Raw genomic sequence first — 24,661 nt, 5'->3', positions numbered from 1 at the left:
CCGAACCACCCCTCTACTTGCAAGGAACCCGAGATGCACACTCGTACCGAAGGCCGCACCTGGACCGGCTCCGGCCTGCGCTTCGCCGGACTTGGCCACTACTACCCCCGCCACCGGCGCAGCCACGAGGGAGAAGTGACCATCGGCGGACGCACCTATCCTCCCGAGGCCGCCGCCGAGCTGGGTGTGCGCAGCCTGCATGTCGCCGACGAGGACGAAACGCTGGAGTTCATGGCCGTCGAGGCGGCCAAGTCGGCTCTGGAGAACGCTGGTTACGGGGCCTCCGACATCGACCTGGTGGTCCTGGCCAACTGGACCGACCGGCAGTGGATCCCGGAGATCGCCCCCGGTGTGGCGGCGGCGCTCGGCGCGCACGGCGCGCTCGCCTTCGACATCTGCGGTGCCTGCACCGGCTTCGTGCACGGGGTGCAGACCGCCGCCTCGATGCTCAGCGCGCACCCCGGCTGGAAGCGTGCCGTCGTGGTGGCCGCCGACCGGTTCACCCGGCGCGCCCGGCCCGGCACCCGCGGACAGCTGGTCTTCGGCGATGCGGCCGGCGCCGTCGTCCTGGAGAAGGGCGACCCGGACGACCCGAGCGGCCTGCTCGACTCGGTGCTCGACTGCGACGCGTCGGAGGCCGACACGGTGGCGGCCCGCGCACCGGAGGGCTGGCTGCGGCCGAAGCCCGAGCTGATCGACCTGGCGATCCGCTCCAGCCTCAAGGTCGCGGACAACGTGCTGACCCGCAACGAGCTGAAGACCTCCGACATCGACTGGCTGGTGCCGCACCCCGGCAACAACGCCATCCACGCCGGGGTGCGCGACGGCCTCGACCTGGCCCCGGCCAAGTTCCTCACCAACTTCGCGGACCGCGGCAACACCGGCTGCGCGTCCATCCCGATCGCCCTGTCGGAGTTCTCCGAGAGCGGGGTCCTCAAGAGCGGCGACCTGGTTCTCTCCACCGCGGTCGGCTCCGGCTGGTACTACGGCGGACTTCTCTACCGCCTGTGATCCCGCGCCCCCGCCCGTCCCGTCCGTTCCGCCCTCCCTCTCACAAGGAGCAGTCATGACCTCCGAGTACTCCCCTGCCGCGTCCGCCTCTTCCGCCTCTCCGCTCGCCATCTGGACCGACTTCGGCGGTGTGCTCACTCCGCCGGTCGACGTCACGTTCAGGGAATTCAGCGACCGGGTCGGTGTGCCGCTGTACTCCCTGAGGGAGGCGATGCGCCTGGTCGGCGAAGCCCACGGCACCGACTCGATGGGTGTCATAGACATCCCGCTGCTCGACGAGGCCTCCTGGTCCGACGAGCTCGAGACGGTGCTCGCCGGCACCTTCGGTGTGGTGGCCGACCTGGAGAACTTCGGCGACCGCTGGTTCGCGGGACGCCCGGCCAACGCCGCCTGGGCCGATCACCTGGAGGCCTTCCGGGCCCGGGGCGCGTTCGTGGGGCTGCTCTCCAACCTGCCGCCGTCGTGGGAGCGTCACCGCAGGTTCATGATCGACGACTCGCACTTCGACGACATCGTCTGCTCGTACGCCGTGGGCAGCCGCAAGCCGGAACCGGAGATCTTCCGGCTGGCCGCCGCGCGGGCCGGCCGGGCCCCGCACGAGTGCGTACTCGTCGACGACCTGGAGAAGAACGTCGCGGGCGCCATCGCGGCCGGCTGGCAGGCCGTCCACTTCAGCGACGCCGACCAGGCCGCCCGGCAGATCACCAACCTGATGGACGCGGCTGCTCCGGTGGCCCTCGCCACAGTCGTGTGATCCGCCCCCCCCCTCACGCACGTACACCACCCGCCGCCCGCCTCTTCGCCCTCACTCCGGGAGTCCGACATGACCGTCCTGACCCTGCCCACCTCCGCCACCGTCGCGCCACTGACCACGCAGCGCACGCTCGCCCGCCGTCTGGTACACCGCTCGGCGCTCGCCGAGGTGTTCCTCACCGACTTCCAGTCGGTCGACGAGGGGACCTTCCGGGCGGCGGCCCAACTGCCGCCCGCGCACTTCTACTACAGCGACCACACCGGCCGGCCGTCGATGCACGACCCGCTCGCGGTCTTCGAGAGCGTCCGCCAGATGCTGCTGTGTGCGATGCACCTGCAGCACGACGCCGGCGCCGACACCAAGTCGATCACCGCGACGGCCTCGCTGGAGATCTCGGACCCGGAGCCGCTGCGGGTGCGCGGTCCCCTCGACCTCGTACTGAACGGCAGTGTCGAGCTGGCCAAGGAGTACCGGGGCGCGATCTCCCGGGTCGTCCACCGGGTGCGCGTCCTGGTCGGCGAGCGCCACGTGGGCACCATCACCGTGGACACCGCGCAGCGCCCCAACGACGTGTACGAGTCGCTGCGGATGAGCCACCGCTCCACCCCGGCGCCCTACTCCGACACGCTGCCCGAGTACACGGACGGCGTGCCGGTGCCGGCCTGGTCGGTGGGCCGCGACCGGGCCGAGAACGTGGTCCTGGAGAACGTACGGACCGAGGACGGTGCCCTGGTGGCCCGGCTCCGGGTTCCCGTCGCCCACCCGAGCATGTTCGATCACGCGCAGGACCACGTGCCCGGCCCGGTCATGATGGAGGCCGCCCGGCAGGCCTCGCTGGTCCTGGCCCAGGAGCACCAGGGGCTGTCCCCGGCCGGTTTCTATCTGCAGTACGTGAGCGCCGAGTACCTGCGCTTCGCCGAGCTGGACTCCGACATCACGGTCACCACCCACCGCATCCCGGACAGTCTGGACGGCGGCCAGTGGACCGAGGTGGCGTTCGGGCAGGCGGGTGGCGAGGTCGCCCGCATGCGGGTCCGTCTGGGCAGCGCGGTCGGCGCCCCCGCTCCTTCCGCCGGGGCATCCGATGCGGTGTGACAGCCCCGTCTACCTCAGTTCCCCCGCGACCGCGCTCGGCGAACACGAACAGACCGCCGCCGAAGCCGTCGCCCAGCTCCTCATCAGCGAGGGGGACGCGGCCCGCTGCGGTTACACCGGGCTGCGCACCAGTGAGCTCGCACCGGTGCAGCTCGCGGAGCGCTCCGCGGCCCGGACGCTGGCAGCCGCCGGTGTCCCGGCGATCGGGATCAGCCGGCTGCTGCACGCCTTCACCTACCACCAGGGGCACGAGTTCTGGTCCCCGGCGCACTATCTCGCCCACCGGATCGGCGCGCTGGCAGCGGAGCCGGTGGGTATCACGCAGATGGGAAACGGCGGGATGGCCGCGATCGGCCAGGCCGCCCGCGAACTGCTCGCCGACCCGCAGGCGAGCGAGCTCCTGGTGACCACGGCCGACTGCTTCCCCGCCCCGGGCTTCGACCGCTGGGGCGGCGACCACTGGGCCTGCTACGGCGACGCCGCGACCTCGGTGCTGGTCACCCGTACCCCGCGCGGCCCCTCCGCCCGGCTCCTGAGCACCGCCACCGTCGCGGCGCCCGCCCTGGAGGGTATGCACCGGGGCGACGCACCCTTCAGTACCGCTCCGCTGAGCGGCGTCAAGGCCCTGCTTCCCCGGGTGGCGGAGAGGGAGTTCCTCGTCGCCAACCCGGAGCTCGACTTCGGCCCCATCGCCCTCGACGCGGTGACGGCCGCGGTGTCACGGGCACTGCGCAGCGCCCGTGTCGCCCCCGACGACCCCAGGCTGCGCGCGGCCGCGCTGCCGCGGCTGGCCCGGCATGTGACAGCCCGCGCGTACGAGCCGGCGTTCCGCCAGGTCTGTGCCGCTCCGGTCATCGAACTCGGTTCGGGCACCGGCCACCTGGGGGCGGGCGACGCCATCGCGAACCTCGCGGATCTGCTGGACGGGGGCTCCTTGCGCCCCGCCGACCTTGTTGTACTACTCAGTGCCGGCGCAGGTTTCACCTGGTCGGCCGCGATTGTGGAGGTAGCGTCCCGATGACGAACACAGCCGAGCAGTCCTCCGGACCGGTCCCGCCGATCGAGGATCCGTCCCATATCTTCCGGCTCGACGGCCAGGTCGCCGTGATCACCGGAGCGTCCAGCGGAATCGGTGCTCACTTCGCCCGGCTGCTCACGGCGGGCGGCGCCCGGGTGGCCCTGGCGGCCCGACGCGAAGGCCCGCTCAAGGAGCTCTCCGACGAGCTCCCCGGCAGCATCGCCGTCCCCTGCGACGTGACACTTCAGGAGGACCGCGAGCGCCTGGTACGCACGGTGACGGAGAGACTCGGCCCGATCGATGTGCTGATCAACAACGCGGGCCTGTCGGAGATCGTCCCCGCGGAGCAGCAGACCGTGGAGAGCTTCAACAACATCGTCGCCGTGAACCTCACCGCGGTCTTCGCTCTCAGCGCCACCGCCGGCGCCGCCATGCTGGAGCGCGGACGGGGCAGCATCATCAACATCGCCTCGGTGTACGGCCTGGTGGCCAGCGGCAGCCTCCCCCAGGCGGCCTACGCGGCGAGCAAGGGCGGGGTGGTCAACCTGACCCGGGAGCTGGCCGCCGAGTGGGCGGCGCGCGGGGTGCGGGTGAACGCCCTGTGCCCGGGCTGGTTCTGGTCGGAGATGACCGAGGACATGCTCGGCAACGACAAGGGGCGGTCCTGGGTCGAGCGCCGCACTCCGATGCGCCGGGCGGGCGAGCTGTCCGAACTGGACGGCGCGCTGCTCTTCCTGGCCTCGGCTGCGAGCTCGTACGTCACCGGAGCCGCCATTCCGGTGGACGGCGGTTACCTGACGGTCTGAGACGCGGGCGGCAGCCCGGCACGGCGTCGTGCCGGGGCGGCGGGCACCGCTCAGCTCGCCAGCGGTGCGGTGCGGTTGTTCTGCGGCCGGATCAGCGAAAGGGCGATTCCCTTGTTGACCGCGTCCAGCCGGGAGACCGCGTCCAGCTTGTCGAAGATCTTCCGCAGATGGCGCTTGACGGTACCTTCGGTGATGCCCAGGCGGGCGCCGATCTGGCGGTTGCTCAGCGCGACAGCGACCAGGGCGAGCACTTCGATCTCCCGCTCCGAGAGCCGCTGCGGCCCCCCGGGGCCGGGGTGCACCGGGTGCAGTCCGCCCGGAGGCATCGAGACGGTGACGACGCGCCTGCCTGTGTCGGCGCGTTCGCGTATGGCGGCCGCCAGGGTCTGGCAACTGGTGCTCTTGTGCAGATATCCGCGGACGCCCAGAGCCAGCAGCTGCCGCACCAGAACGGGGTGGTCGTCCATGCTCACGATGATGATGCGCAGCCCGGGCTGGCGCTGCAGCAGCCGGCGGACGGTGGCCACCGGGTCCTCGTTGTGGGGCATCTGGACATCGAGCAGTGCGACGTCGGGACGCAGCTGAGCCGCCTGGCCGATCGCCTCCTGGGCATCGCCGACCTGTGCGACGACTTCGAAGTCGGGCTCGATTTCGAGCATTTCGCACAGAGCCTGGCGCAGCAGCGTGTGGTCGTCGGCGACAAGGATGCGGATCTTTTCCTCAGCCATGGATGCTGCTCTCCTTGATCGGAATCCAGACGGCGACCCTGGTGCCCCGGCCCGGGGCGGAAGAGATGCTCGCGGTGCCTGCGAGGGCGGCGGCCCGCTCCTCCATACCGAGCAGACCGTTCGTCCGGCCCAGTCGGCGGACCGTGGCCGGGTCGAACCCGAAGCCGTCGTCGACGACCTGGGCATGGACCTCGTGCGGGGCGATCACGATACGGGCCCTGGCGTGGCGGGCCCTGGCGTGGGCGAGGACATTGCGCAGGGACTCGCGGACGATGACGAACACCTCATCGGCGATCTGCGCCGGAATCCAGCTGTCGTCACCGTCGACGCGTACCTGCACGTACGGGGCGCAGGGCGCCATGGACTCCAGGAAGTCCGTCAGCGACCTTTCGAGGCCGGGCCGGGCGGCCGGTGGCCGGCGCAGGCCGGAGGCGACCTCCCTGGCCACTCCGAGGGTGTCCAGCAGGGCCGTCCTGACGTCGGCGACCCGGCCCCGCTCTGCCGGTCCCAGCCCCTCAGCTGTCATCTCCAGCAGGTCCAGGCGCCGCAGCGCCAGGGCCAGTCCGGTGCCGATCCGGTCGTGAACCTCGCGGGCCAGCAGGCTGCGTGCAGCTGCCTCGGGTCCGGCGTCGATGTGCGGCACAGCGGTCCTGCCTTCCTTCGTTGGTCGAGTCACGAAGCCGTCGGCAGGCAGCGGGAGTTGGACTCGCGTCCGGCCCGCCCGTTCATGTCCGGCGACCTACAACGGGAACCATACAGAACGTTCGCTATGTTTTCTACGCCGGAAGGGTCCACACCGGTAAAGGGCAAGGAAAAAGGGTCAGTTACTTCGCTGCGGAGACCCCGCGCAGGGTCAGCTGCCAGATCCGCACCAGCCGGGCGGCGGCACTCCCGGACGGAGCACCCCGCACCGCAGTAGTGGTACGGATGTGCGCCTCGGCGCCCGCCATCAGATGTACGGCCAGCTCAGCGACGGCCTCAGGACCACCCGCCTCGCTCAACTCGCCCTCTTCGTCGGCCCGTTCGAGCAGCTTGCGCACCCCGGGGAGCCAGGCCTGCGTCCAGCAGCCGACGGCATCCGGGCACTCCCGGGCAAGCCGGGCCGCGGACCGCACGGTGACGTCCTGCTCCAGGAGCCGGGCGATCTCGGCGGTCAGGTCGACCACGGAGCACAGAGCGGACGCGCGGCCGGAGAGCCGCCGGTCCACCAGGTCACGGGTCAGCTGGCGACCCCGGTCGCCGACGGCGTCCGCCAGCTTGTCCTTGGAGGCGAAGTGGAAGGTCAGAGCACCCATGGATACCTCCGCCCTCTTGCAGATCCGAACCAGCGTGGCACCGTCGTAGCCGTTGCGGTCGATCTCCTCGGCGGCTGCCCGGACGAGGGCCCCGCGTGTGCGCGCCGCCCTCTCCTGAATCACCATCGTGCTCTCCTCGTTCATGTACGGCACCGGCCGTCCGGCCGGAGGCAGTCAGCGTGTGGGGGCGAACGCCTCGGCGGCAACGCCGACTTGCCGAAGATGCGCGGGAGATCGAAAGGGACATGCCGGGCGTGGCACACCACCCGCACCCCTCCGCTGCGAGTAGCGCGGCATCACACCCTGTCAAAAAGAAAGCGATCGTTCTGTATTGTTAGGCGGGTGAGAGACGCCGCCATCGGCGGTAAGAGGGAGGACGCCGTCATGCCCATACCCGGAACGGCTGGGTCCCCGCAGCAGATCGCCTCGTTCGCCGAGGAACTGTTCGGGCACCTGCCGAGGACCGACCAGCGTCACTGGGCCCTCACCTACCTCCGGGGCCTGCTGGCCACCGAGGGCCGCAAGTCGGTCCGCCGGCTGGCATCGGCCGTCTCCGACTCCCCCACCGCCGCACAGTCGTTGCAGCAGTTCGTCAACGTCAGCCCATGGGCATGGGCTCCGGCCCGCAGCGCACTGACCCGCTGGAGCGTCCGGCGGGCCGCGCCCACGGCCTGGACGGCCGCCCCGGTGATGCTGCCCAAGCGGGGCAGCCACTCGGTGGGGGTGCACCGGCGCACCGGCCCGGCCGGCGGACGGCCCGTCAGCTGCCAGCTGGGACTCGCGCTGTTCCTGTCCACCGGAAAGCTGGACGTGCCGGTCGACTGGCAGCTGATGCTGCCGGGGCCATGGGCAGAGGACGCCGGGCTGCGCCGCCGCGTCCGGGTCCCCGATGACGTCGTCCCCCGCCCCGCCTGGGCCCAGGTGCTCGACATGACCGACCGGCTCACCGTCGGCACCGGCCTGGCCGCCACCCCGGTCGTCACGGACCTGAGCGCGTTCGTGGAGGACGCGACCCCGCTCGCAGCCGGTCTGAGCAGACGCGGGCGCCACTTCCTCCTCGCGGTGCCGGGCTCACTGGCGGTCACCCCCGCCGACGCGGGCGCCTCCCGCACGGCAGGCGCTCTGGAACTGCTGCACTCGGGCGGGCGCACCCTGCGCACCGCCGCCCACTCCGGCCGGCCGCGCCCCGCCCACATCACGACCAGCCTGGTCCGGCTGCCCGGCGTCCACGGCCCCTCGCGCACCTACCGGCTGTTCACCGAGGCCCGGCCTGCAGGCGGGCGGGTGCCACGGGTGTGGCTGACCGACCTTCTGCACCGCCGCGTCGACGAGTTGCTCCCCCTGACCGAGTGCGTGGCCTCAAGCGCCACGGCCGTGCACCGGCTGGAGGATTTCGGGCTGCTCGACCTCGAGGGCCGGTCCTTCCCCGGCTGGCACCATCACATGACCCTGGTCTCCGCCGCATACGCCTACAGCCACCTGGCCTGTGAGGACGGCGATAGCGGCACTGCCCGAACTGCGCTCCGCCGAGACACCCGGCCCCGGGGGGCGACGGGTCGCCCTTGAGGACGAGTCGCCCCTGAGGGTGTCAAAAGCGGCGATTTTCCTCTCGATCCAAGTGCTTCGAGGGCTAGTTGGTAGCTATAGGCAACCTTCTGAGTATGATCTTGATGTATAACATCCAGACATCCCGGTGCCTTGACGACAGTCGAGTCCTCAGCCTTCACCACTCGTGGAGATCCATTGACCAGCCAACTCACGCAGATAGAGCTGGCGGCCGTGAACATCGACGGCGTCCTCCTGAATGACACATTCAGCCCGGTTATCCACCGATTCATCACCCGGCGGGGCGGTCACTACAGTGAGCAGGTGGAGCGCGCCATCTTCTCGCAAGGCCAGCTCGACGCCGCCGCGGTGCTGGGCCGGGCAGCGGGACTGGATGCCTCTCCCCAGGACGTCCTGAAGTCCTACTTCGACGAACGCGCCGAATATCTGGCAGAGAACCCGATCCGCCTGCTCGACGGTGCCGTCGCCCTGCTGCGAACCCTGAGAGGCCTGGGCCTGCGCACGGTGTGCTACGGCGGGCTCGGCCGAGACCACTTCGACCGGTACCTGGGCGAGTACGCGGACCTCTTCGACGCACCCGGCTACATCTGTACCAACAGTTTCCGGCCCGGGATCAAGGAAATCACCACCGAGTACTTCCGCCTGGACTACCGGAACGCGCTGTTCATCGACGACGTTGCCCGGGTTGCCGAGGAAGCCAAGCGCCTGGGCGTCGCCTTCATCGGGCACCCCTCCCACTTCGCCTTCGGTCATCAGCGAGCGCTGATGACCCAGGCCGGCGCCCGGCACATCGTCGGCTCCTTGAGCGAGATCGACGAGAGCCTGTTGCGCGCGGTGGATGCCGAAGCCACCGCCGGCACCTGCTGAACCCCGCTTGCTGTGAGCGCTGCCTCTAGGGAGTACGCATGAATGATCAGGGACTGCTCACGGACAAGGTCGCCTTCGTGACGGGGGCCAGCAGCGGGATCGGGGCCGCCGCCGCACGGGTCTTCGCACGGGAGGGGGCGAAGGTGATGCTCGCAGCCAGGCGCGAGGACCGGCTCGCCGCCCTGGCCGAAGACCTCAAGGGGCTCGGCTGCGAAGCTGAGTTCGTCGTATGCGACGTGACCAGGGCGCAAGACGTCGACCTGGCCGTTTCGCGATGCGTCTCCGTGTTCGGTCGCCTCGACGTCGCCTTCAACAACGCCGGTTACGGGACCGGTCGGACGCCGCTGCACACCATGGACAGTGCGCTCTACGACGAGATCATGGACGTCAACGTGCGTGGTGTGTGGAACTGCCTGCAGTCGGAGATCACAGCCATGCTCGCAAGTGGCGGCGGTGCCATCGTCAACACCAGCAGTGTGGGAGGACTGCGGGCCACCCCCGTGGCCGCCCCCTACGTCGCGGCCAAGCACGCCGTCGTCGGGCTGACCAAAGCGGCCGCAGCCGAATACGCCGCCCAAGGCATCCGCGTCAACGCTGTCGCGCCCGGCACCACACGGACCGAGGTCGTCAGCGCGTGGTTCGAGCAATATCCCGGTATGGAGGAGGCGCTCCACGCCGCGACCCCGCAGCCGCGCACCGCGGAGCCCGAGGAAATCGCCGAGGTGGTCGCTCATCTTCTCAGCGACCGGGCATCCTTCGTGACCGGAGTGGTCATGCCTGTCGACGGCGGACTCACCGCCATCTGATCGCAGGCCTGCGGTGCGACGTGGGAGGAGAGAGCCGGTCGCCCGCGATGCGGACCACATGGCGACCGGTGGAGCCACCGACCCATGTGATCATTACCGTCATACGTGGGCGGCGTCCTGCGCACGTTGCGGACTGACCTCTGTACGGGCCACGACGGCGGGGACAGCGATCCCGGGCAGCAGGACCTGCCACATGCGCACGGTGCGCTCGGTCAGGTCCTCCCGGTAGCGTCCGCTCACTGCGGACGCGAAAATCTGCATCCCGGAGCAGTGCTCCACGATGAACTCCGCCAACTCGTGCGCGTCCACCCCGACCTGCAGCTCCCCCTTCTCGGATGCGACGCGAAGGGACTCCTCCAGGATCTGTGTCCAGTCCCGGTAGGACGTGGACGCGTCCACGGCGGAGAAGTCGGACTGGTCCGTGGAGAGACGGACGCCTGCGCGCAGCATCGTGTTCTGCTGCAGCTGCTGCGACCAGATCATGGTGATGTCGACCACCCGTTGCAGCCCGTCGGTCTCCGCCAGCGGGACGATCGTCGACGGCTGGGCATTCATCACCGCGCGGGCCAGTCCCTCCTTCGACTCGAAGTGGAAGTACATCGCCCCGGCGGTGACTCCCGCACGTTCGAGAATGCGGCTGACGCTCGCCCCGAAGAAGCCGTGCTCGTCGAAGACCTCGGCTGCCGCACGAAGGATCGTCTCCCGGGTCTGTACAGCCCGTTCCTGCTTCGGACGCGCCATCACATCTCCTTAAAAAATAGAACGTTCTCTATGTTAACAGGAAGCCTCGGCCCCGAGTAACCCTGCAAACGATGCGCGGACCTTGGACTGTTATCAGCCAGTTTGTACTCCCCAAGGGCGCGAAATAGATTGACCCATGGTCAATTCTTTACCTGTCCATGACGTTCAAAAAGCGAGCACTCTTTATGTTTAGGGCGTGGATCAAGCCACAGCCCACACGCCATGGCCTGGATCCACACACCGTTCTAGGGGGAGTGGTATGTCCAGCGAAGCCCAGCACACAGACGAGAGACAACTCTCGGGCGATTTCGTTCCTTGCGAGTACGTGCACAAGAACGCACCGTCCGAAGTCCTGCTCACCGGATGGCGCCCCGACGGGCCCGACGCCTACAGCGTCACGGCCCTGTGGCCGGCCGATCACGGCTTCTACGGCGCCGTCCACGGCTTCTACGACCCCTTGCTCGCCGCCGAGTCGATACGCCAGTCGGTCATTCTGCTCTGCCACAGCGCGTATGACGTCCCCTTCGGGCACCGTCAGGCCTGGAGCCACTTCCGCTACGCGCTCAGCCCCGTCGCCGTTCCGTCCTCCGGTGTTCCGGCCGAGGTCGAGCTGCGCATCGTCTGCTCCAATATCGTCCGGCGCGGCGGACAGCTGGCCTCGCTGGTCGCACAGACCGACGTCCTCTTCAACGGCGTCCGGGTCGGAACAGCACAGGTCGGCTTCTCCAGCCACTCGCCCGCTGTCTACCAGCGGCTGCGGGGGCCCTACGCGGACGCCGCGAAGGCCATGGCCCGGACGGTTCCGCTGGCCCCGCCGATGTCGCCGGAACGGGTGGCGCGCACCCGGTTCTCCGACGTGGTCCTCTCCCACACCGACTCCCCGCGCCACGCACAGTTGCGCGTCGATCTCAGCCACCCGGCGCTCTTCGACCACGATGTCGACCACGTCCCGGGCATGCTGCTGCTGGAGGCCGCACGCCAGTCGGCCCACTCGGTGGCCCGCCGCCAGAAGATGCTTCCTGTCGGCATGGACGCCGTCTTCACGCGCTACACCGAACTCGACACGCCCTGCTGGATCCAGGCCGACCCGCTGCCCGACGACATCGGCGGCCGCAGACGGATCCTCATCTCCGGGCTCCAGGAGAATGCCTGCGTCTTCTCCACCGTCGCCACGCTGGCCCCGGTCCCGGGCAACTGACGCCCCGCACCCGCGCCTTCGTGCCCGGGGAGCTCCGTAGTGCAAGCCTCCGTGGCCGAGCCGCCCCGACAGCGCCGTCGGGCCCGCCCCACCGAGCACGAGCCGGCCGTACGCCGGCGCCCCGTCATCCGACCGCAGCAGCTGGTGCATATCATCTCGGCCTTGCGTCGCTTCGGTCGCTGAGAGGACCCGCATGCCTTCTGACCTGGCGATTCCCGCCAGCGATTCAGTGACCGAAGCGGACCCGGAACAGCGGGAGACCGCCCTGGACACAGCCCTGTGGTGCGCAGGCCAGGGGTGGCCGGTGCACCCGCTGGCACCGGGGCGTAAGACTCCGGCCGCCAACTGCCCCCGATGCCAAGGGGGTTCGCACAGCGCGCAGGACTGCCCGTGCATCCCGGCCGGACTCTGGTGCCACGGGTTCCACGCCGCCACCACCGACCGGTCACGGATCACCGGCTGGTGGGGGCGCCGGCCGGACCTCGGGGTGGGTGTGGCCTGCGGCCCGGCCGGACTCGTCGTGATCGACGTGGACACCCACGAGACACCGCTGCCCGGACCCGGCCGGCTGCTGCCGGGCATCACCACCCCCGCCCCGGTCTCACTGCGCGGGCTGCGCGACGGCTTCCACAGCCTCGCCCTGCTGGCCGCACTGCGCGACGCAGCCGACCCGGCGAAGGACACCGCCACCCTGCGGGTGCGCACCCCTTCGGGGGGTCTGCACATCTGGTACGCGGCGGGAGCCGGCGAGGGCTGGCGGTGTTCGGCGGGTTCCGGTGCGGGCCGCGCACTGGCCTGGCAGGTCGACGTACGGGCCCACGGGGGTTGCATCGTGGCGCCCGGTACGGTCACGGCCGCCGGCCGGTACACCGTGGAGGGCCCGGCCCGGCGCCCCGCGCCGCTGCCGGGCTGGCTCGCGGCCGAACTGGACCGCACCGGCCACCGCAACGCGCCCTCCGCCCCGGCCCCGTCCGTACCGGCCCGGGGCCGCTACGCGGTGCTCGCCGCGACCGGCGCCCGCGGCTGGGCCCACTACGCGCTGGACGCGGTGCTCGCGCCGGTCACCACGTGCGCCGAGGTGACGACGGGAGCCGCCTTCACCGACAAGCTCAACCGCGCCGCCTACACCGCGGGCGGCCTGGTCGCCGCCGGCTGGATGGGCGCCGCCGACGCGGAGTCCGCGCTGTTCACCGTGGCCGGGCACGCCCGCCCGGGCCAGGAACGCCGCATCGCGCAGATCATCCGGAGCGGGATGGCATCGGGCAGCCGGAGGCCGCTCAACCCGGGGGAACGTTCGTGAACCACACAACCAGCCCCCAAGGCGGGCTCTTCGACCCGGCCGAGGTGGCCCGGCAGATCCTGCACCACTCCCCCGGCCCCCTGCCGGCAGCACCCGCGCCCGCGGATGCCGTCCCCGTGACCGGCCGCGGTCTGGTGCCCGACAGCCTCAGCGACCGGGGCAACGCGAAGCTGTTCGTCTCCCTGTACGGGCGGGACTTCCGCCATGTGCCGGGCCTCGGCTGGTACCGGTGGTCGGGTTACCGCTGGGAGACCGACGAGGACGACGCCGTGCTGTGGGCGGCCGGTGAGATGGCCGAGTCGCTCACCGAAACCGACCCCACCGGCCGGCAGAACGACAGCGCCCTGCGCCGCCACCGCCGCAGGGCGCTGTCGACGTCCGGTATGAAAGCGATGCTGGCGCAGGCGAAAGCCGCACCGGGCATGGTGCTCAACGCCGCCCTGCTCGACGCCGATCCGTACGCACTGTGCACCCCCAAAGGGGTGGTCGACCTCACCACCGGGCTTCTCACCCCGCCCGACCCGGACAAGCACTACCACTCCCGGGCCACCAGCGTGGCCGCCCGGGAGATGCCCACACCCCGCTGGGAACGGTTCCTCACCGACACCTTCGGCGACGACGCCGACGGACACCAGATGATCGAATTCCTGCACGAACTGCTCGGCTACTCCATCACCGGCGACGTCGGCGCGCAGATCATGCCCTTCCTCTACGGACAGGGCAAGAACGGCAAGAGCGTGCTGCTCGATGTCATGGTGAAGCTGCTCGGCGACTACGCGGATGTGGCGCCGCCCGGCTTCCTGATGGCCCGCCCCTTCGAAGGGCACCCCACCGACCTGGCCGAACTGCACGGCCGGCGCATCATCGTGTGCTCCGAACTCAAGCCCGGCGACAGGTTCGACGAGGCCAGGGTCAAACTCCTCACCGGCGGCGACCGCATCAAGGCGCGCCGCATGCGCCAGGACTTCTTCGGCTTCGACCCCACGCACAAGCTGTGGCTGCTCGGCAATCACCGCCCCGAGGTCGGCACCGGCGGGTACGCGTTCTGGCGTCGGATGAAACTCATCCCGTTCGAGCGCATCGTCGCCGACGACCGGAAGGTCGACAACCTCGCCGACCTCCTGGTCACCCAGGAAGGCCCCGGCATCCTCAACTGGCTCATCACCGGGGCCCGCCGCTATCTCACCGGGCCCCGCGACCTCACCGGAACGCAGCGGGTGCGCATCGCCACCTCCTCCTATGCCGAGACGGAGGACCACACCGGCCGCTTCCTGGGCGAGCGCTGCACCCTGCAGCCGGCGATGAGGGCCGAACAGGCACAGCTCTACAGCAGTTACAAAGGCTGGTGCCAGCTGGAGGGCGCCAACCCGGTTTCCTCCCGGGCCTTCGCCGCCCGGGTCCGCGAGACCGTCGGTATCGCCACCCCCAAGGAAATGATCCTGTCGAACCAGCGGAAGTTCTACCCGGGGATCGGACTCAACGCTGAAGTGGAAGAGACCTCATGAGCGCCCTCATCGAGCCCGGACAACTGACACACGAGAGCAAGCTGGTGTGGCTGGAGGACCCGGAAGGTCTCGACTACGTACGCCAGAGCCTGGACCGGCTGTCCACCCGGAGCGGCAAACCGGCCTACTACAGGGACGGCCGCATGATCGGCTACGCGGCTCTGGGGCCCGGCTCCCGTCCCTCGCGTGCTTCGGGCACCTTCCTGCGCCGCGTCTTCTGGCTGCTGCCGCACGACCGCGACGGGGCCCCGGACGGCCTGTACGCGTCGGGGGCCCCGTCGGAAGCGGTGGATCCGCGCACGGTCTCCCCCCGCGTCAAGGGCTACAAGACACAACGCTCCGAGGGCGGGCCCGAGTCCGACGCCATGCGTGAACTCGGCCTCACCCTCCCCGTGGACTGAACCGCGGAGCGACTGAACCGCGGAGCGACTCAACAGCGGAGCGACTCAACAGCGGCAGCGCCCCAGCGACTGGGGCGCTGCCGCTGTTTCCGGCAGAGAAGACCCAGCTCAGCGGGGCGGCCCCGGCGACCGTAGCGACCCAAGCGACCCGTACTTCGCACTATGAGCCGCCCAGTCCTTCTCCGTATGCGGCTCATAGATGGGGACGGTGAGTCGCTTCGGTCGCTTTTCCCTCCGGGCTGCCTTCTGTGACCTGCGGTTCTTGCGACAGCACGGCAGGCAGCGACCGAACCTCCCACAGTCGCTGCCGTCGCGGGCCGGGTGCCCCGCTCTGTGCGTGCGCCACCGGCCGGCAGCCGCCACCTGAACCGGTCAGCTGGTGGCGGCTATTGCCGCGGAGCCGCGCTGGGACCGGGGGGTTTTGTCGCCGACGCGGCGGGGCCGGATAGTGGCGGGGTCGACGGCTTCGCCGGGGGCACCTTCGTGGTAGGGGCCGTCGGGGTTGGTGTCGCGGTCGTGTGGCAGGAGGAAGAAGACCCGGCGGAGGTGGAGGCCGCTGTCGGGATCGGATTCGGCGTGGGTGTCGAGTTCGGTGTAGCCGATCATGCGGCCGTCGCGTTCGTAGCGGGGCTTGCCCCGGCGGCGAGGAGTCTTGTCGAGGGCCTGGCGTACGTAGTCGAGGTCGTCGGGGTCCTCGAGCCATACCACGGCGTTCTCGTGGCGGAGGTCGCTCTCGTTCAGCAGCGAGCTCATGGCTGCAGCCCCTTTTCGTTGTGGCCAGCCTGTTCGGGGCCGGGATGGGTGTAGTGGGCACCATCCCGGGCGGCGGCACCAGTGTCATGGTATGCGGCGGGTCCGTAGGCGCCCAGGGCGCGGAAGTCAGGCACGGTCGCTGTGGGGTTCGTCATCGGTGAGGAGCCCGAGGCCCGGGTAGTACTTTCTGCCGCTGGATTTCATCATGTCGGCAGGTGAGGCCAGCGCGAGCTCCTGACGGACCCGGGTGGCGAAGGCGCGGGCCGTCGCGGGACGGATCCCCTCTCCGGCGCTGCACCAGCTGCTGTAGGTCGTGTACAGCAGGCCTTGTTCGACGCGGAGGTCGCCCGGTGTGCGGTCGGGGTGGTCGGTGGTGCAGCACTCGGTGAGGAAGCGGCCGATGTGGTCCTCGGTGGTGGCGTAGGCGGCGGTCGCGGTGCGCACGACCGCGGGTCCGGCCAGCGGGTCACGGGTGTCGAGGTAGCGCTTGGCCCCTTCGATGAGCCACTGCAGAATGCCGGGGCCTTCGCTCTGGACGAGTTCCTTGGCGAGGTTGTCGATCTTGCGGGAGGCGGGGACCACGCGGTCGAAGGGGATCAGCCGGATCCGACGCCAGAAGGCGTGGCCGCCGGTGCCGACTTCGGGGCGGTGGTTGCCGAGCAGCCAGAGTTTGTGGGTGGGGTTGAAGCTGAAGAAGTCCTGGCGCATGCGGCGGGCCATGATGCGGTCCCCGCCGGTGAGGAGCTTGACGCGGGATTCGTCGAACTTGTCGTTCGGCTTGAGCTCGGAGCAGACGACGATGCGCCGGCCGTGCAGTTCGGTCAGTTCGGTCGAGTGCTCGGAGAATTTGCCCTTTTCCATGAGGAAGCCGGGCGGGGCCGCCTGGGCGTAGTCACCGAGGATCTGGGTCATGACGTCCAGCAGGACGGACTTGCCGTTCGCCCCGGTTCCGTAGAGGAAGGGCAGGACCTGCGCTCCGACGTCCCCCGTGACGGAGTAGCCAAGGAGCAGGTGGAGGAAGTGGATGGTCTCCTCGCCCTTGGCGTCCTCGCCGAAGGTGTCGTGCAGGAAGCGGTTCCAACGGGGGGTGGGCATCACCTCGGGCGCGACGCTGGTGGCCCGCGAATGCATGTCGGCTTCGGGATCCGGCTTGTGGAGGTCGCCGGTGTGGAGGTCGACGACGCCTGCGGGGGTGCACAGGGCGTAAGGGTCCCCGTCCAGCACATCGGGATCCAGGGCCAGTGCCGGGGACGCCTTGGCCTGAGTGAGCATGGCCTTGATGCCCGGGGTCGACATGGACCGCCGCCGGTGAGAGGCCACGTCACGGTCGCTGAACTGGCGTGCCGGGTCGGTGGGCGGCATCTGCTCGGCCAGGTCACCAGCCGCCCAGACAGCCGCCTTCTCACCACCGGTCCGTTTCCACCGGTACTGATCCCAGTGGTACCAGCCGAGACCCTCGACATGACGGAACTGGTTACCGAACATCACCGCGAACAGCTTCGCGTTGCCGCGGTCGCTGAGCAGCGCGGGCAGCTGGCCCGTCGGCGGCGGCTTCCCGGGCACAGCGGAGGTGATCTGCTGAGCCGGCAGGCTGGGCTGATCCGCCTGGATTTCGAGAGCGAGCATCTGTTGCGCCGCGGCAGTGGGATCGAAGCGCGGGATCTCGGCGCTACTCATGGGCGTCCCTTTGGATGGAGCGGCCGGGCGGCGCCGGCGGACAGGGCAGAGGCGATGACGGTGAGGCTGTGCCGACTGCGGTTCGGACGTGCCGCGTCGGCCGCTGTGGTGAGCAGGCCGCGGGCCTGGTCCTCGGTCAGGTGGCCGGAGGCGATCAGGCCACCGGCGGTGTAGGCGGCGCGGTTCAGTTTCTCGGTGAACGCCGTTCCTTCCGGAGCTGCCGCGCACGCTTCCACCTGGGCCAGCAGGGGTTCCAGGAGCCGGTTGGCCCCGCGCCCCGTCGGCCGCTTCGATGCGGGACGCGGGGGCGGGACGTGGACGGGCTCGTCGCGCACGGTATGACCGGTGCGCCGGAGCTCTGCTGCGAGCCAGTCCGGGAGCACTGCGGGCAGTCGTGCCGTGCCGACCGGCGTGTATACCCCGGCGGGTGTACGCGTAGCGGGTGTGACGATGTAGCCGCCGGTGGAGCGGACATCGACCTGCCAGGCGAGAGCGACTTTGGGACTGGATCCGACCGAGGACCGGTACCGAGGCCCGTCAGGCCGTGTGCGGTACCAGACGTGCAGACCGCCTGACGGGGTCCGTACACGCAAGGTGGTGTCGTCGTCTGCGGGGCTTCTCCGGCCACGGAGAGCAGCGAGCAACGCCAGGGTGTCGAAACCGGAGGCGAGACCTGCCAGGTTGACGCCTTCGTGGATGGGGATGCCGGGCAGCAGCTGGTCCCGGTGCGGGACTTCCGCGCTGTGCGCATCGACGTCGAGAACGACCAGGCCGGCCGGACCGCAGGAAACTCCGACCCCGAGAGTGGGGTTCTTTCCCCACCAGGCTTCCAGGAGAGCCGGGTCCGTGGTGGCCGCGTGAAAGCCGTGACACCACCTTCCCGCAGGGAGGCAGGGGCATTCAGCTGAACCATGGGGCTCGTCGCGGCAGGTCCGGCAGTTGCCTGCCGGGGTTTTGCGACCTGCCGCCAGGGGGTGGACGGGCCAGCCGTTACCGGCGCACCAGCAGGCAACGGCGTAGGCACTCGTGGTTCCCGCGCTGGGGGAACCACTGGCCTCACGTTGACGCCCCACTCTGATTGGTCCTTGTCGAAGGGATAGCTCTTGTTCAGTTCCCGAGGTGAAGGTCCAGGTCACAGCGTTGCACGTACCGCATGAGGGACCGAAGGGACTGAGTTTTTCAACAGCCAGGAGCCTACAACAGCCGTTTGGGCGTGGTCGAAGCCTTTTCCTAACTTGGGTCCCTTCAGTCCCTGCTGCCGCCTTGGGAGTTAGGGCCTCAAGGCCCGGGCAGTGGTGCTCGCCTGGGCAGGGGGCCGGGCGTGTCGAACGTTGCGGACCTTGATGCAGCGGGGAGGGACCGAAGAGGGACCGAGAGCCCCACGGCATTTTGGTCCCTCTTCGGTCCCTCCCCTAAAAGCCCAGGTCAGAGGGCATCTCGTGCGAAATCGAGGGACTGAAGGGACTCAAAAGCTCAGTTATGAACGGCTCAATGAACAAGGCCCTCTAGTTACGCGGGTACGCATACACACGCACGCATAATGACTGGAACAGGAAGATTCGGTCCCTTCAGTCCCTTCGGTCCCCTGCCTGGGAAGAGCAAACCGCGTTGACCTGCAGGTTTTGCTGAGGGACTGGAACAGGGACTGAAAGACAGGGACTCAACCCGCACCGAGCCCGCCTCCGGGGCCCGAGGCCTCCCGGCCAACCAGGCCTGCTGGCGACGGCGTCAGACGGCGCCGACAGCCGTCCCTGCGGCCCAGGAGCGACGTAGCCCGACGGCTTGGCCCCGCACCACCCGACGGCCCTCCCGTGGCGCCTGGAGCCCCCTGGGGGCTTCGGTGAAGCGGCACTTCCGCCTCTCCCGGAGGAGAGGCGGAAGCAGCAGGGCCTCGAAGGCGATGCCAAGGGCAGAACGGTGAGAACCGAGGGAACGGGGACTTCAGGCGCGGCTGTTGGAGTCGACCAGAGGCTCCAACCGCTCGAACTCGACCTCCAGCACCGGGAGGGGACGGACCCGCTTCCGGCTCAGGTACTTCATGGCCGGCCGCTCCACGAACCGGTGGAGCAGGGCAGCCACGACCAGAGCCACCGCGAAGAGAGCGGCACTCACTGCCAAGGCGACCGGCGGACTCCAGGCCCCGCCGCCCAGAAGACGGTGTCCGTACGTCAGAACCAGGACGTGCACCATGTAGAACGAGAAGGACACCTCGCCCAGCCAGAGCATGCGAGGACCACGAAGCGCGGAAGCCCCCTTCGAGAGATCGGCTGTCGCGCCGGCCCCGATGACCAGGACGAGACCGATCGTCATGGTGGCCACCATGGAGTAGAGCACCGGGGCGACGACCGTGATGACGTAACTGACGGCGGCGACGGCGGTGGCAGGCAGCAGTCCGATCCGGATCCACTGCCCGCTGAGCACGATGCGTGCCAGAAGAATCCCGAGAAGGAAGTCGGCGACCCGGGTCACCGGAAAGGCATAGACCAGCCAGAACTGCGGGAACGACGTGATGTCGGCCAGCATGGGGTGCAGGGGCAGCAGTGTCGCGACCGAGGGCATGACCAGCATGAAGGCGAAGACGCCGCCTGCGGACCACCAGAGCCGCCGAGCCTGGATCCTGTTGACGAGCTTCAGCAGAAAAGGGAAGAGCGCGTAGAAGAGGACTTCGCAACACAGCGACCAGCTCGGCGGGTTGAGCCCGTCGAACGCGGGATAGTCAGGCAGCCAGCTCTGCACCAGCAGGAGATTCGGGATCGCCCGCTCGGCGGTCAGGGCGCCGCCCGTGGCCAGCAGCAGAACGACCGCCATGAGGCAGGCGACCAGGTTCACCGGATACAGCTTGGCAGCGCGCCGTCGCCAGAAAGCAGTCACCGTGTCACCAGGACGTGCGGCCCACGTCAGGACGAATCCGCTGAGAATGAAGAAGAACTGAACGCCCGCCCAGCCGGCCTTGAGGAGCCAGTCCTGCAGATTCCCCTGCAGCGCGCTGTCGGAGAGGAATCCCTGAAACGCTGCATGGCAGAGAAACACAAGAAACGCGGCCAGGAACCGCATTCCTGTGAGAGTGGGAAGCCGGTTCTTCCGTGCTTCCACCTCGTTCGCGGGTATCACGAATTCAGTCCTTTCATCTCGTGAACTCGGTCGCACACCTCATGAACAAGCCGGTGGCCGCGCCACTGAGCGCACCACCGGCTGACAGAATCTGTTCGTGAACTACTTGGCGGAGTCGGCGGTGAGTTTGCCCGCGGTGCCCCAGCTGTCGGTCGGCACCTCGGTGACCCAGACCTGCACGGCCTCGGCCGGAATCTTGTAGGCGTCGACGAAAGCGTCTGTGATACGCGTGACCAGCTCACGCTTCTGCTCGACATCACGGGGACCCTGCAGAACGGTCACAACGGGCATCTCATACTCCTGGTTCGAGTAACGGGGAACACCGGTCCGTGTGTTGCTTTGATTCGCTGAACCGGCTTCGGTGAATACGACGCTATGAGTTCCGCACGGATGTGTGCAAGATGAATGACCCTTAGGTATCTGCACCGTGTTTCGAAAGGAACACCTGGCGGGCGATGCAGGCCGGGTCGCGGACAAGCCGGGCAGCGTGGAGTGCCGGCCACGGTGTTCACGTGGCTGCCTCCGGCCGCTGCGGGCCCCGGCCCGCGCGCCGGGGCCCCCGCGTCGGCTCTCCTCAGGCTCGCTAGCGCAGCGCGCCGGCAGGGATCTGCTCGTCAGCCGGGGTGACGTCCTCGGCCACGTCGTCGGGAAGGACCGTCTCGGTCGTCTCGGCGCGTGCCGTGCGGCGGGCGCCGACCACGGCGACCAGTACGGTGGCGGCGGCCACGAAGGCGGCCATGGCCCACAGCGCGGCATGCAGTCCGCTGGTGTAGCCGTTCGCGGCCACCTCCTTGAAGGCCGCGCGCGAGGCCTCGGGGACAGTGCCGGCGGGACCGGAGAGCTGACCCTGGTTCAGGGCGTCGGCGAGCGCCTGCGGCTGGTGCCCGTACGGTCCGGGGAAGCTGTCGAGCTTGCCGTCCAGGCGGCTGCGGGTGAAGGTGACGAGCAGGCTTCCCACGACGGCGATCGAAATGGCCTCACCGGCCAGGCGCATGGTGTTGAACATGCCGGCAGCCATACCTGCACGCTCCGGCGTCACGCTGGAGACCGCCGCGCCGTCCATGACGCCGAACGACACCCCCACGCCGATGCCGACCAGGGAGTACGGCCCGAGCGCAGCCCAGTTGCTGATACCCGGGTGCAGCACGGTCAGCCCGGCCACGCCGACCGCGATGAACCCGGTCGACGCGGTCACCATGTGGCGCACCGGAATCCAGCGGAGCAGATAGCCGGTGATCAGCGGGAAGATCACGGTGGGCACGGTGAGCATCATCAGGTCCATGCCCACGTGCATGGTGGACTGGCCGTTGACCGCGGTCAGGTAGCTGGGCAGGTACACCAGCAGCGGGGTCGTACCCAGGACGATCGCCACCACCGCGACGCAGAGCGAGACGAACTGCGGCTGGCGGAAGAGGCTGAGGTCGAACATGGGGCGTTCCTGGCGCTGTTCGACGACCACGAAAGCGGCGAGCAGCACCACACAGGCGACGTAGGACGCAATGATCAGGGGCGAGGACCAGCCGAGCTCCGGGCCCTCCAGGAGTGCGTAGATGAGGGTGGCGAGGGCGCCGCTGAAGGTGACGACGCCGCCCCAGTCGACCTTGGTCGCCTCGGGGTCGGACGATTCCGGCAGGAAGCCGGTCAGGAACACCACGAACGTGGAGACGATGGCCGGGACCAGGAAGATCGCACGCCAGCCGAAGGCGGTGGACAGCGCACCCGCCACGAACGGGCCGAAGGCCAGGCCGACTCCGACGGCGGTCCCGAAGAGGCCGAACGCCTTCGTGCGCGCCGGGCCGTCGAAGAGCTGGGCGAGCAGCGCACTGCCGGAGGTGAGCACCATCGCCGCGGCCAGGCCCGCGACCGCCCGGGTCACATCGAGCATGACGATGCCGGAGGCCAGCGCGGAGACGTACGAGGCGAGCGCGAAGCCGATGCTTCCGATGAGGAAGATCCGCCGACGGCCGAATCGGTCCGAGAACGAGCCGCTGGCCAGCATGAAGCTCGCGAACGTCAGATCGTAGGCGTTGACGATCCACTGGCCGGCCGGGAGGGAGTTGTGGAAGTCGCCGGCCACACCCGGCATGGCGATCGACGACCCGGTCAGCGTAATCGGCAGCAGGAACGATGCAACCACCACGATGATGAGACCTACGACGGGATTCCGTTTCCTTGCTGGCGTCTCGTTCATTTCCATCCTTGTCCGTCGCGAATACCTGTCGGAAACGGTATGCGACGGGCCAGGGGCTTTAAATTCGACCTATGCGACATGCTCCGGTGCGCCGAAAGAAGCACGGTGTGTTCTTTTGGAACACCGGAGCGGCTCTTGAGCCGTACAACTGCAGAGAGAGCGATTGCGGGGAATTAGTGTACCGGTGAAGCGGTAGGCGGATGCGTCCCTGCGGCAGCAGCGAAGAGGAGCCCTTTCCATGAATGAACCCGTAGTCGTCGTCGGCGCCGGCCCCGTCGGGCTGGTCCTCGCATGCGAACTGCTCCAACAGGACGTCCCCGTACGGATCCTCGACGCGGAGCGAGGCCACTCCGAGCATTCCCGGGCCACGGTGATCTGGCCCCGGCTCCTGGAGCTGCTGCGGCGCACGGACGTGACCGACCGACTGGCTCACGAGGGGCAGCGGATTCAGGGTGTCTCCTACTTCTCCGACCACGCTCCCCTGGGCACCGCCTGGCTGAACCGGCTGAAGTCGACCCCTTATCCATTCGCCGTCGGAATTCCGCAGAACCGCACTGAGGAAATTCTTGAGCAGCGGCTGCTGGAGCTCGGCGGAAAGGTGGAGCGCGGCTGTACCCTGACCGCACTGGACACCACGGGCCCCCTCCCCGTCGCCCGTTTCACGCAGCAGGACGGAAGCACCCAGGACATCACGGCCTCCTATCTGGTGGGTGCGGACGGAGCGCACAGTACGGTGCGCAAACTGCTCGGCATCGACTTCGACGGCAAGCGGCTCCCGGTGTGCTTCGCCATCACCGACGCCGAACTCTCCGGAAACATCGCACCGGATCTGGTGAGCTACTGCTACACCCCGCAGGGCAGCCTCGCGCTCGGTCCGGTGGGCGAGGGTGTGCAGCGGGTCGCGGTCAGCGTGCCGCCCGCGACTGCGGGCGCGGCACCCGGGCGGGACTTCTTCCAGCGCATCCTGACCGAACGCGGTCCTGTCGGCGTCGAGCTGGGCGAGCTGCGGTTCAGCACCACCTTCCACGTCAACATCCGCACCGCCGCCTCCTTCCGCTCAGGCCGCTGCTTCCTGGCGGGCGATGCCGCGCACATCATGAGCCCGGCCGGCGCGCAGGGCATGAACACCGGACTGCAGGACGCCGTCAACCTCGGATGGAAGCTGGCCGCCGTGGCCCGGGGCCGGCTGGAGGAGGCCGCACTCGAAAGCTATGGCGCCGAACGCCGGGCCGCCGCCCACGCGGTGACCCGCTCCACCTCGTTGCAGACCCGGTGGGGCTTCCTGCGCCGTCCCGCGCAGATCGCCCTGCGCGACACCGTCGTGCGCGGCGCCGACCGCACCGGTGTACTGCAGCGGCAACTGGCTCCCAAGATCGGTCAGATCGACGCCACCTACCGCCCCGAGTCGGCACGTATGCCGCGCGGCGGGCGCATCGTGCCCGGTGACCGTGTCCCGGTCCTGCTCGGCCAGGGCCGCACCACCGGGGTCTGGACGGCTGTCCCGCGCGACGACTGGACCGTTCTGCTGCATGTGGGCCGCAGCCGTCCGGACACCTGGCACGACACATGTGCCGCCGTACGGGAGGCCGTCGGGGACCAAGCCGAGGTCGTCGAGGCCCCGAGCCAGTCGCACGGTCCCCTGGTGGACGCCCTCGGCTCCCGACCGGTGGCCGCCGTCGTCCGCCCGGACGGACACCTGTACGCGACCCTCGCACCGGCCCGCACCAGCGAGATCACCGGGGCGCTGCGACGGGCGCGCCGAGATCTGCGGCCGGGGTGAGCCGCTCCCCGGGCCCGAGCGCTCGCCGGCGGACAGCTCACCATCAATTGTCTTCATA

General features: G+C 69.3%; 23 protein-coding genes. 13 read left to right on the top strand and 10 right to left on the bottom strand.

What is annotated here, in order from left to right; translation table 11 throughout:
* Positions 1–33: 33 nt before the first annotated feature.
* From OG917_RS30380 to OG917_RS30360, 5 genes are all read left to right on the top strand, one after another.
* Positions 34–1,011 (top strand): ketoacyl-ACP synthase III, encoded by a 978-nt coding sequence (locus OG917_RS30380; protein ID WP_328322444.1) that lies wholly within the window; start codon positions 34–36, stop codon positions 1,009–1,011.
* Positions 1,012–1,066: 55 nt separating this feature from the next.
* Positions 1,067–1,765, top strand: a complete 699-nt coding sequence (locus tag OG917_RS30375; RefSeq protein WP_328322442.1) for an HAD-IA family hydrolase — start codon at positions 1,067–1,069, stop codon at positions 1,763–1,765.
* 69 nt (positions 1,766–1,834) lie between these two features.
* On the top strand, positions 1,835–2,860 hold the full coding sequence (locus tag OG917_RS30370) for an AfsA-related hotdog domain-containing protein (RefSeq protein ID WP_328322440.1): 1,026 nt from the start codon (positions 1,835–1,837) through the stop codon (positions 2,858–2,860).
* Positions 2,850–3,881: a 3-oxoacyl-[acyl-carrier-protein] synthase III C-terminal domain-containing protein gene (locus tag OG917_RS30365; RefSeq protein ID WP_328322438.1), complete on the top strand. Its 1,032-nt coding sequence runs from the start codon at positions 2,850–2,852 to the stop codon at positions 3,879–3,881. The genes OG917_RS30370 and OG917_RS30365 overlap by 11 nt, the downstream gene beginning before the upstream one ends.
* Entirely contained in the window at positions 3,878–4,684 is an 807-nt protein-coding gene (locus OG917_RS30360; RefSeq protein WP_328322436.1) for an SDR family NAD(P)-dependent oxidoreductase, read from the top strand. The genes OG917_RS30365 and OG917_RS30360 overlap by 4 nt, the downstream gene beginning before the upstream one ends.
* Before the next feature lie 50 nt (positions 4,685–4,734).
* On the opposite strand, the gene OG917_RS30355 is transcribed toward OG917_RS30360, so the two are convergent.
* The 3 genes from OG917_RS30355 to OG917_RS30345 all read right to left on the bottom strand — a co-directional run bounded on the left by OG917_RS30355 (position 4,735) and on the right by OG917_RS30345 (position 6,833).
* Positions 4,735–5,412 carry a response regulator transcription factor gene (locus tag OG917_RS30355; RefSeq protein ID WP_328322434.1) on the bottom strand — a complete coding sequence of 226 codons (678 nt, stop codon included), beginning with the start codon at positions 5,410–5,412 and terminating at the stop codon, positions 4,735–4,737.
* Positions 5,405–6,055 carry a sensor histidine kinase gene (locus OG917_RS30350; RefSeq protein ID WP_328322432.1) on the bottom strand — a complete coding sequence of 217 codons (651 nt, stop codon included), beginning with the start codon at positions 6,053–6,055 and terminating at the stop codon, positions 5,405–5,407. The genes OG917_RS30355 and OG917_RS30350 overlap by 8 nt, the downstream gene beginning before the upstream one ends.
* 181 nt (positions 6,056–6,236) lie before the next feature.
* Positions 6,237–6,833 carry a TetR/AcrR family transcriptional regulator gene (locus OG917_RS30345; protein ID WP_328322430.1) on the bottom strand — a complete coding sequence of 199 codons (597 nt, stop codon included), beginning with the start codon at positions 6,831–6,833 and terminating at the stop codon, positions 6,237–6,239.
* 258 nt (positions 6,834–7,091) lie between these two features.
* Here OG917_RS30345 and OG917_RS30340 point away from each other — a divergent pair, with 258 nt between their 5' ends.
* From OG917_RS30340 to OG917_RS30330, 3 genes are all read left to right on the top strand, one after another.
* Positions 7,092–8,273 (top strand): IS701 family transposase, encoded by a 1,182-nt coding sequence (locus tag OG917_RS30340; RefSeq protein ID WP_328322428.1) that lies wholly within the window; start codon positions 7,092–7,094, stop codon positions 8,271–8,273.
* Positions 8,274–8,450: 177 nt separating this feature from the next.
* Positions 8,451–9,140, top strand: a complete 690-nt coding sequence (locus OG917_RS30335) for an HAD family phosphatase (protein ID WP_328322426.1) — start codon at positions 8,451–8,453, stop codon at positions 9,138–9,140.
* Positions 9,141–9,178: 38 nt separating this feature from the next.
* Positions 9,179–9,946 carry an SDR family NAD(P)-dependent oxidoreductase gene (locus OG917_RS30330; RefSeq protein WP_328322424.1) on the top strand — a complete coding sequence of 256 codons (768 nt, stop codon included), beginning with the start codon at positions 9,179–9,181 and terminating at the stop codon, positions 9,944–9,946.
* A 99-nt stretch (positions 9,947–10,045) separates the two neighbouring features.
* On the opposite strand, the gene OG917_RS30325 is transcribed toward OG917_RS30330, so the two are convergent.
* Complete coding sequence (locus OG917_RS30325) at positions 10,046–10,687, bottom strand: ScbR family autoregulator-binding transcription factor (RefSeq protein ID WP_328322422.1); 642 nt, start codon at positions 10,685–10,687, stop codon at positions 10,046–10,048.
* Positions 10,688–10,946: 259 nt separating this feature from the next.
* Here OG917_RS30325 and OG917_RS30320 point away from each other — a divergent pair, with 259 nt between their 5' ends.
* From OG917_RS30320 to OG917_RS30305, 4 genes are all read left to right on the top strand, one after another.
* Positions 10,947–11,885: a ScbA/BarX family gamma-butyrolactone biosynthesis protein gene (locus OG917_RS30320; protein WP_328322420.1), complete on the top strand. Its 939-nt coding sequence runs from the start codon at positions 10,947–10,949 to the stop codon at positions 11,883–11,885.
* Between the two features lie 193 nt (positions 11,886–12,078).
* Complete coding sequence (locus tag OG917_RS30315) at positions 12,079–13,185, top strand: bifunctional DNA primase/polymerase (RefSeq protein ID WP_328322418.1); 1,107 nt, start codon at positions 12,079–12,081, stop codon at positions 13,183–13,185.
* The gene (locus OG917_RS30310) at positions 13,182–14,690 is read left to right on the top strand and encodes a DNA primase family protein (protein ID WP_328322416.1); all 1,509 of its coding nucleotides are present in this window, start codon (positions 13,182–13,184) and stop codon (positions 14,688–14,690) included. Before OG917_RS30315 ends, OG917_RS30310 begins: the two co-directional genes overlap by 4 nt.
* Positions 14,687–15,091 carry a DUF6009 family protein gene (locus OG917_RS30305; protein ID WP_328322414.1) on the top strand — a complete coding sequence of 135 codons (405 nt, stop codon included), beginning with the start codon at positions 14,687–14,689 and terminating at the stop codon, positions 15,089–15,091. Before OG917_RS30310 ends, OG917_RS30305 begins: the two co-directional genes overlap by 4 nt.
* A 372-nt stretch (positions 15,092–15,463) precedes the next feature.
* Here the strand turns inward: OG917_RS30305 and OG917_RS30300 are convergent, their stop codons facing one another.
* The 6 genes from OG917_RS30300 to OG917_RS30275 all read right to left on the bottom strand — a co-directional run bounded on the left by OG917_RS30300 (position 15,464) and on the right by OG917_RS30275 (position 22,823).
* Positions 15,464–15,844, bottom strand: coding sequence for a DUF6009 family protein (locus tag OG917_RS30300; RefSeq protein ID WP_328322412.1), 381 nt, complete (start codon positions 15,842–15,844; stop codon positions 15,464–15,466).
* Between the two features lie 126 nt (positions 15,845–15,970).
* A complete protein-coding gene (locus OG917_RS30295) occupies positions 15,971–17,521 on the bottom strand; it encodes a DNA primase family protein (protein ID WP_328322410.1) in 1,551 nt (516 codons plus the stop codon).
* The gene (locus tag OG917_RS30290; protein ID WP_328322408.1) at positions 17,518–18,594 is read right to left on the bottom strand and encodes a bifunctional DNA primase/polymerase; all 1,077 of its coding nucleotides are present in this window, start codon (positions 18,592–18,594) and stop codon (positions 17,518–17,520) included. Before OG917_RS30290 ends, OG917_RS30295 begins: the two co-directional genes overlap by 4 nt.
* Before the next feature lie 868 nt (positions 18,595–19,462).
* Positions 19,463–20,632, bottom strand: coding sequence for an acyltransferase family protein (locus tag OG917_RS30285; RefSeq protein WP_328322406.1), 1,170 nt, complete (start codon positions 20,630–20,632; stop codon positions 19,463–19,465).
* 102 nt (positions 20,633–20,734) lie between these two features.
* Positions 20,735–20,923 carry a 4-oxalocrotonate tautomerase DmpI gene (gene dmpI / locus OG917_RS30280; protein WP_328322403.1) on the bottom strand — a complete coding sequence of 63 codons (189 nt, stop codon included), beginning with the start codon at positions 20,921–20,923 and terminating at the stop codon, positions 20,735–20,737.
* Positions 20,924–21,215: 292 nt separating this feature from the next.
* Positions 21,216–22,823: an MFS transporter gene (locus OG917_RS30275; RefSeq protein WP_328322401.1), complete on the bottom strand. Its 1,608-nt coding sequence runs from the start codon at positions 22,821–22,823 to the stop codon at positions 21,216–21,218.
* Between the two features lie 238 nt (positions 22,824–23,061).
* Here OG917_RS30275 and OG917_RS30270 point away from each other — a divergent pair, with 238 nt between their 5' ends.
* A complete protein-coding gene (locus OG917_RS30270; RefSeq protein WP_328322399.1) occupies positions 23,062–24,603 on the top strand; it encodes an FAD-dependent monooxygenase in 1,542 nt (513 codons plus the stop codon).
* Positions 24,604–24,661 lie beyond the last annotated feature (58 nt).

This window comes from Streptomyces sp. NBC_00388, assembly GCF_036061255.1.
In the GTDB taxonomy this organism is placed as follows: domain Bacteria; phylum Actinomycetota; class Actinomycetes; order Streptomycetales; family Streptomycetaceae; genus Streptomyces.
Note: the sequence above shows the minus strand (reverse complement) of the source record. Positions and strands in the feature narration are given on the sequence as shown.

Coding starts and splice junctions, on each gene's coding strand:
- dmpI (WP_328322403.1), bottom strand. CDS start 20,923: ATGCCCGTTGTGACCGTTCTGCAGGGTCCCCGTGATGTCGAGCAGAAG.
- OG917_RS30370 (WP_328322440.1), top strand. CDS start 1,835: ATGACCGTCCTGACCCTGCCCACCTCCGCCACCGTCGCGCCACTGACC.
- OG917_RS30375 (WP_328322442.1), top strand. CDS start 1,067: ATGACCTCCGAGTACTCCCCTGCCGCGTCCGCCTCTTCCGCCTCTCCG.
- OG917_RS30365 (WP_328322438.1), top strand. CDS start 2,850: ATGCGGTGTGACAGCCCCGTCTACCTCAGTTCCCCCGCGACCGCGCTC.
- OG917_RS30275 (WP_328322401.1), bottom strand. CDS start 22,823: ATGAACGAGACGCCAGCAAGGAAACGGAATCCCGTCGTAGGTCTCATC.
- OG917_RS30355 (WP_328322434.1), bottom strand. CDS start 5,412: ATGGCTGAGGAAAAGATCCGCATCCTTGTCGCCGACGACCACACGCTG.
- OG917_RS30345 (WP_328322430.1), bottom strand. CDS start 6,833: ATGGTGATTCAGGAGAGGGCGGCGCGCACACGCGGGGCCCTCGTCCGG.
- OG917_RS30305 (WP_328322414.1), top strand. CDS start 14,687: ATGAGCGCCCTCATCGAGCCCGGACAACTGACACACGAGAGCAAGCTG.
- OG917_RS30330 (WP_328322424.1), top strand. CDS start 9,179: ATGAATGATCAGGGACTGCTCACGGACAAGGTCGCCTTCGTGACGGGG.
- OG917_RS30315 (WP_328322418.1), top strand. CDS start 12,079: ATGCCTTCTGACCTGGCGATTCCCGCCAGCGATTCAGTGACCGAAGCG.
- OG917_RS30360 (WP_328322436.1), top strand. CDS start 3,878: ATGACGAACACAGCCGAGCAGTCCTCCGGACCGGTCCCGCCGATCGAG.
- OG917_RS30295 (WP_328322410.1), bottom strand. CDS start 17,521: ATGAGTAGCGCCGAGATCCCGCGCTTCGATCCCACTGCCGCGGCGCAA.
- OG917_RS30320 (WP_328322420.1), top strand. CDS start 10,947: ATGTCCAGCGAAGCCCAGCACACAGACGAGAGACAACTCTCGGGCGAT.
- OG917_RS30270 (WP_328322399.1), top strand. CDS start 23,062: ATGAATGAACCCGTAGTCGTCGTCGGCGCCGGCCCCGTCGGGCTGGTC.
- OG917_RS30300 (WP_328322412.1), bottom strand. CDS start 15,844: ATGAGCTCGCTGCTGAACGAGAGCGACCTCCGCCACGAGAACGCCGTG.
- OG917_RS30380 (WP_328322444.1), top strand. CDS start 34: ATGCACACTCGTACCGAAGGCCGCACCTGGACCGGCTCCGGCCTGCGC.
- OG917_RS30340 (WP_328322428.1), top strand. CDS start 7,092: ATGCCCATACCCGGAACGGCTGGGTCCCCGCAGCAGATCGCCTCGTTC.
- OG917_RS30325 (WP_328322422.1), bottom strand. CDS start 10,687: ATGGCGCGTCCGAAGCAGGAACGGGCTGTACAGACCCGGGAGACGATC.